The organism is uncultured Microbacterium sp. (genome assembly GCF_913776565.1).
Taxonomy (GTDB): Bacteria; Actinomycetota; Actinomycetes; order Actinomycetales; family Microbacteriaceae; genus Microbacterium.
Genome location: NZ_CAJYPF010000097.1, coordinates 1 through 6,213 on the forward strand (window position 1 = coordinate 1; position 6,213 = coordinate 6,213).

The window sequence follows — 6,213 nt, forward strand, 5'->3', positions numbered from 1 at the left end:
CCTCGCCGGGGCTCGACAGCGAGGCGCGTGGCGCGACCGCCGGCTCGGGGGCGGGTCGGGTCAGGGGGACATCGGCGATCGGGGCGTCGGCCGCCGAGGCACGCCGGGGCGGGATGACCCAGGGGGCGACGGCTTCGACCGGTGCGTCCGTGTTCCCCCCGGCCTGCGGCGCATCGAGCGGCTCGCGAGCGGAGGAGGGGGCCGACCAGGCCGGCGCCTCCGGCGCGGGCGGCGGGGCGACGGGAAGAGCGCGCGTCGCGGGCTCGGGCTCGAGGGCGGCCTGACGGTCTTCCCCCTGCTCCTCGGGCGAGCGATCGCGCAAAGCGTCGAGGACGTCGAACACCGAGCCGGACGGGTGGGCGGGTGCGACATCGTCGCGGGACGCCACCGGCCGGGGATCAGCGGGCGGAGCCCAGTCGCTGGTCGACGGCACGGCGTCCGCGAGCGGACCGGTCGGGGCCGCGAAAGGCAGCACGACGGGCTCGGAGACGGCCGCGGGACGCTGAGGAGCAGGCTCGTCCGCCCGGGCACGCGCGAACCCGAGGTCGTCGAGACCGGATGCCGTGGCCTCGGACCGCGCGCCCTCCGACGGCTCGGAACTCACGGCCGGGCCCGGCGTCCATCCGCCGATCAGCGGGACGTAGGGGCCCTCGAAGTCGCGTCCCCGGCGGACGGGGGCGGACTCCTCATCCACCGCGTCGGAGCGGCGGACGCCCCCTTCCCAACGAGCGGAGCCCCACCCGAGGATGCTCGCCCAGACGATGGGGATCAGCGTCCCCACCACCGTCATGCCGGCCCCCGCTCCGAACGAGGTCGTGATGCGGTGCACCGCGACGACGTACACCGCGACGAAAGCGATGAGCCCGAAGATCGGGACGATGTTCAACAGCACGAGCCACGGCGAGAAGCCGCCCAAGCGCAGGATCGTCGCGACGTTGTAGACGGGGATCCACGCCTTCCAGGCCGGTTCGCCCATCTTGCCGAACAGGGCCGCCAGGGCGAGGGCGAACCACACATACAGCACGACGACGAGGGCGAACGACGTCGCCTGCAGAACCACCATGGTCGATTCGGTCATGTCGTCTCGCGACCCCCCGGTGCGGTGGGACGCTTCCCCCTCTCGTCGCGGTGCGGCGTCCCCCGCCGCGAACGGCGCGGGGCGAGGAACCGCAGGAACGATCTCAACGATAGGGCCGCGCGCACGCGACGCCAGAAGCCTCGCTGACGGGTCATCGCGCGACGCTCCTCGTCGACGATCCGCCAGAAGGCCGAGACCTCGTCGGCGCCGACCTCGGTGGACGAGAACACGGCACGGTCGGCGTCGTCCGCCAAGCGGACGCCCGACGGGGTCGCGAAGGCCGCGGCGACCTCTCGACGCGTGGGCGAACGGGGCCCCGACCGACCGGCGTCGACGCCCGCGTCGACGTACTCCTCCCACCCGCCGGCGATCGCGGAACGCGGGTCGGGATCACGACGACGGCCCCGACGTCGGATGATCTTGGCGACGACGACGGCGAGGAACGGACCGACGAGGATCAGGAGAACGGCCAGAACCACCCCGGAGATCCGCAGAGCCGACCACAACCAGGCCAGGTCCAGGGAGTCATCCGTCCGTGCGTCGTCGTCGAGGGAGTTGTCCTCCTGGACCGGCTCCGGAGGGACGACCTCGTCGACGGTGTCGGGTCGGACCTCCGTGACGTTCTCGGGATCCTGCTGCTGCGTGACCTCGAGGCTCGGCGATTTCTCGTATTGCGGGGTGACATCGATCGCGACCCACCGCCCGTCCTCACCGCGCACCTCGGTCCACGCGCTCAGGTCGCGCGCCCGGCACTCCCCCGCATCGCACGTCGCGAGCGCGCTGTCCGCCGAGGCGAGACGCGTCCCCACGACCACGCGCGCGGGGAACCCCAGCTCGTGCGCGATCAGGGCGGCGGCGACGGCGAACTGCTCGTCATCACCGACCGCCGCGACGTAGTTGTCGGAGGCCGCGGCGCGCGGATCGTCCTCGCGCTCCAGAAGCCGCCCGAACATCCGGTCGACGCGCGCGATCGAGTGACCGGACGCACTGGGTTGCAGCTGATAGCCCGGCAGATCCGCCGTCCACGCCGGGGGCGCCGCGCCCTCGGGCGCGAGGCTGTGACTGAGATAGCCGCGCTCCCGGAGCAGCTGGATCAGCGCCTGCAGGGAGGCGCCGTCGGATCCCGAGGCATGCTCCTCGACCCACCTCCGCAGGTTGTCGCCGCCGGCGACTCCCGCGGCATCCCCGGGAGGACGCAACGCCGCGACGTCCTCGGTCGAGGGCTCCACCGCCGACACGCGGTACGCATCACCGGGCTGCAGCCCCCCGTCGGCGATCTGCACCCCCGACTCCGCGTCGGCGCTGTAGTAGAAGCGGTCGGCGAGGACCGCTCGGCGTTCCCCCTCGAACGTGGCGGATGACAGCCGGCCGGCCGTCGGCATCCAGATCCCCTTCAGATCGACGATGTCGATATCGGCCTGCACGGCGCGCCCCTGACCGGCGTCGCGGGAGGAGGGGAGCCGGACGAAACCGGCGCCCTCGTCGCCGGACGCGCGGAACACCTCGCCGTCGTAGGTGTCGAGAGTCGCGATGCGGATGCGCTCGGGGAGGGCGTCCCCGCCGCTCACCCGGAAGAGGACGTCGTCGGAGCGGGCGTCGGAGAACATCGCCCGGTACTCGCTGAGCGGACTGACGGCCTCGGCGATCTGCCGTTCGGGACCCGCGGCCGACCGCAGGACCTGACGATCGGCGTCGCGCGCCAGGGCGGGCACGACCGTCACGGTCGCGACGACGGCCACCACGAGCATCCCGGCCCCCAGCGCGCGGCGGCGGCGGTCCGTCGCCGAGGAGCCGCGGCCGACGGAGACGGCCGAGACCTCACTCGCCCGCTCGAGAGCCCGGCCCCGCTCGTCGCGCGCCCGCCACGACAGCCACAGCACCGCCGCGAGGAGGGCGCTCAGGCCCACCGCCGTCTCGACCGGCGCGGGAAGGACGATCGGTCCGAGCGCCAGGGGAGCGCTCGTTCCCGTGCGCCCGAAGAACAGTCCGAACCCGGTCATGGTCAGTCCCGGGACGACCGCGGCGACCGCGAGACGGTCCGTGCGCACCGCGAGCGCGAGGGTCACGGCGGTGCCGACGAGGAACACCACGAGGGCGGGGACGAGCAGGTTCCGGTAGGTGCCGACCGGGAGGTCGACCGTGACCAGGTCCTTCCACGCCACGAGGAGACCCGCGAACGACTCTCCGAGGCCCCGGAGCACGTCCAGTGCCGACGTCAGTCGCGCGGGAACCGCGAGCGGAACGCAGAGGGCGGCGAAAGAGAGCAGGAGACCGCCGGCGAAGACCCAACCGCCCCACCGCCGCCATGCCACGAGCACGACGACGCCCGCCCCGGTGAGGGATGCCACGACGACGAGGACCGAGAACGCCGCCGACGCGTAGATCGGCCACGCCGCGACCGCCGCCAGCAGGACGCACATCGCCGTGTACACCGCCGCGGCGCTCCAGCGCGGCGCGCCGGAGGCATCGCGCCGGCGCGCGGGCGCACGGGGATCGCGGCGGGCGTTCACGCGGTGGCCCCCCGCACGAGCAGGCCCGACAGGTCGTCGAGGGTGCCGATGGTCAGCACCGTCAGTCCCGCGACGCTCTGCATCCGGGGGTGGGCGCGCTCGTCGCAGATGACCGCGGCGACCGCGGTGTCGGCGGGGAAGGCGAGAGCGGCCTGCCGCAGGCGCGCGAGCGGGACGGCCGAACCCACCACGACGAAGGCGATGGACAGGCGTTCGTTCGCCTCGGAGGCCAGGCGACAGACATCCTCGACCGCCATCGTGTTGTCGTGGCGATCGACTCCGCTGAAACCGTCGAGCATCGCCCGGGGCGACACCACGGGGACGTGCCGGATGGCGCGCAGCCGGCCCTTGACGACGCGCGGGATCTCGGAGCCGGTGACGATGTCGATGTCACGCGCGTCGCGGACGGCCCTCAGCCCCAGCGAGGCCGCCGCCGACACCGCGAGCTCGTACTCGTCGGCATCCGCGTACTCGGGAGTCGCCGCGGCGAGCACGACCGCCATGCGGGAGCGGCGCGACTCCTCGTACTGGCGCACCATGAGGCGTCCGGTCTTCGCCGTGGACTTCCAATGCACCTGTCGCCGCGAATCGCCCGGGACGTACTCCCGGATGGCGTGGAAGGACATGTCGGCGTCGACCAGGCGGCGGGTGGCGTTGCCCTCGAGGTCGCGGACGAGGCCCGCGCTCGTCGACGGAAGGGCGACCGTCCGCGGGTGCACGAAGAGATCGTGCACGTCGTCGAAGGCGTGCTCGCGCCGGAGGAGACCCACGGGGTCGCTGCGGACCGTGGTGACCGGCCCCACGCGCACGACGCCGCGCGGGAGCGGTGGGATCACGAGCGGCTCGGTGGTCACGGCGCCGGGACGCAGGAAGGGCACCCCGAACTCGACCAGCCCCCGGCCGACGGGGATGTCGAGACGGCCCGGGAGAGCGGCACGGGCACCGTCGTTGCGCACCACGATCTCGCCCGTGACGCCGGTGCCCGCGACGACCCGCTCGTGCGCGAGGTCGAGGTCGACATCGTACGAGCGCGCGCCGAAGAGGAACGGGACGCTCATCGCGAGGAGGAGGAGCGCCGCGCTGCCCGCGACCATCCACTCCACCCACCCGAAGAGCAGTCCGCACAGCAGCCCGACGCTCGCCGCGACGGCGACGACCGCACCCGCGGGTCGAACGGTCCGGCCCGCCCATCGCACCGCAGCGACCACGGCCTCGCGGAGCACGCGCCACGCCTCGGCGAGACGGACGATCGCCCGGACGATGCGGCGCTGTCGCCGCACCGAGGTCGAGGTGATCGACGTGCGCGAGCCGGTGCGGAAGGTGCCGGCCGAGGTGCGCGTCAGGCGCGACTCGGTGAGGTTCACATCGGGCACCGCGCACCTCCGGGCGGCGATGCCGACATCGAGCGACGCCCCATGCTCACGCGCTCTCGCGCTGCGTGGGCGGCACGGTGTCGAGGAGCACCTGACCGATCACGGCCTCCTGGGTGACGCCGTCGAACTCCGCCTCGGGGTGCAGGATCAGTCGGTGCGACAGCACCGCGACGGCGAGCGCCTTGACATCGTCGGGGGTGGCGTAGGTGCGGCCCTGGGACGCCGCGCGGGCACGTGTCGCGCGCGTGAGCGCGAGGGCGCCGCGGATGCTCACGCCAAGGCGGACCTCGTCGGCCGTGCGGGTGGCATCCACGAGCCGCGCGATGTAGTCCAGGACGAGCGCGTCCACGTAGACGGATGCCGCGAGGTCGGCCATCCCCACCATCGCCTGCGGGGTGATGATGGGGCGCAGCTCGGCGGTGGCGACGGGCGCACCGTCGAGGATGCGCACGGTCGCCGCGTGGTCGGGGTAACCCAGCGAGGTGCGCAGCAGGAAGCGGTCCAGCTGCGCTTCGGGGAGACGGTAGGTGCCGGCCTGCTCGACGGGGTTCTGAGTGGCGAGGACGAGGAAGGGCACGCCGACCTCGCGCGAGACGCCGTCGATGGTGACCTTGCCCTCTTCCATCACCTCGAGCAGCGCCGACTGCGTCTTGGGGCTGGCGCGGTTGATCTCGTCGGCCAGGACGATGTTGGCGAAGATCGGCCCGGTGTGGAACTCGAACGAGCCCGTCTTCTGGTCGTACACGGTGATGCCCGTGATGTCCCCGGGCAGCAGGTCGGGCGTGAACTGGATGCGCGTGTTCGTGCCCTGCACCGACTGGGCCACCGCGCGGGCGAGCGAGGTCTTGCCCGTGCCCGGCACGTCCTCGAGCAGCACGTGTCCGTCGCTGAGCATGGCCGTGAGCACCAGCTCGACGACGTGCCGCTTGCCGAGCACCGCGCGCTCGACGTTGTCGGCGATCTGCGAGAAGGTCTGGGAGAACCAGGTGGCCTGCTCCTGGGTGATCGTCATGTCGAAGTCCTTCGAGGGCGTTGTCGGGGTGGGGCGGGAAAGAACGGGATTCAGGATGCCGGGGTGCCCGGCTTGCACGTACCGGACAGCGTCGAGGTGGCCTTGTCGAGGTTCCACCCCTGCTTCGACCAGTCGACGCTGACGCCGATGTTCTCGACGGCGGTCGCCCCGGCGGGGACGAGACGCGGGTTGTCGGGATTGCGCTCGAGCGCCTTGCCGTTCTTGTCGAGGTAGCGCACG

5 protein-coding genes are annotated in these 6,213 nt (G+C 72.9%); all 5 read right to left on the minus strand.

Translation table 11 applies throughout. The features are described 5' to 3' along the window. Window positions 1–1,078, minus strand: a 1,078-nt coding sequence (locus tag QZ433_RS05275) for a DUF5684 domain-containing protein (protein WP_295780471.1), incomplete at its 3' end; no start/stop codon positions are given. Continuing rightward, on the minus strand, window positions 1,075–3,588 hold the full coding sequence (locus tag QZ433_RS05280; RefSeq protein ID WP_295780473.1) for a transglutaminase domain-containing protein: 2,514 nt from the start codon (window positions 3,586–3,588) through the stop codon (window positions 1,075–1,077). The genes QZ433_RS05280 and QZ433_RS05275, both read right to left, overlap by 4 nt. Then, the gene (locus QZ433_RS05285; RefSeq protein ID WP_295780479.1) at window positions 3,585–4,952 is read right to left on the minus strand and encodes a DUF58 domain-containing protein; all 1,368 of its coding nucleotides are present in this window, start codon (window positions 4,950–4,952) and stop codon (window positions 3,585–3,587) included. Before QZ433_RS05285 ends, QZ433_RS05280 begins: the two co-directional genes overlap by 4 nt. 55 nt (window positions 4,953–5,007) lie before the next feature. Then, window positions 5,008–5,973: a MoxR family ATPase gene (locus QZ433_RS05290; protein ID WP_295780475.1), complete on the minus strand. Its 966-nt coding sequence runs from the start codon at window positions 5,971–5,973 to the stop codon at window positions 5,008–5,010. A 50-nt stretch (window positions 5,974–6,023) separates the two neighbouring features. Continuing rightward, window positions 6,024–6,213, minus strand: a 190-nt coding sequence (locus QZ433_RS05295; protein ID WP_295780477.1) for a hypothetical protein, incomplete at its 5' end; no start/stop codon positions are given.

What these genes read in the sequence shown, in the direction of transcription:
- QZ433_RS05290 (WP_295780475.1), bottom strand. Translation starts at nt 5,973, where the DNA reads ATGACGATCACCCAGGAGCAGGCCACCTGGTTCTCCCAGACCTTCTCG.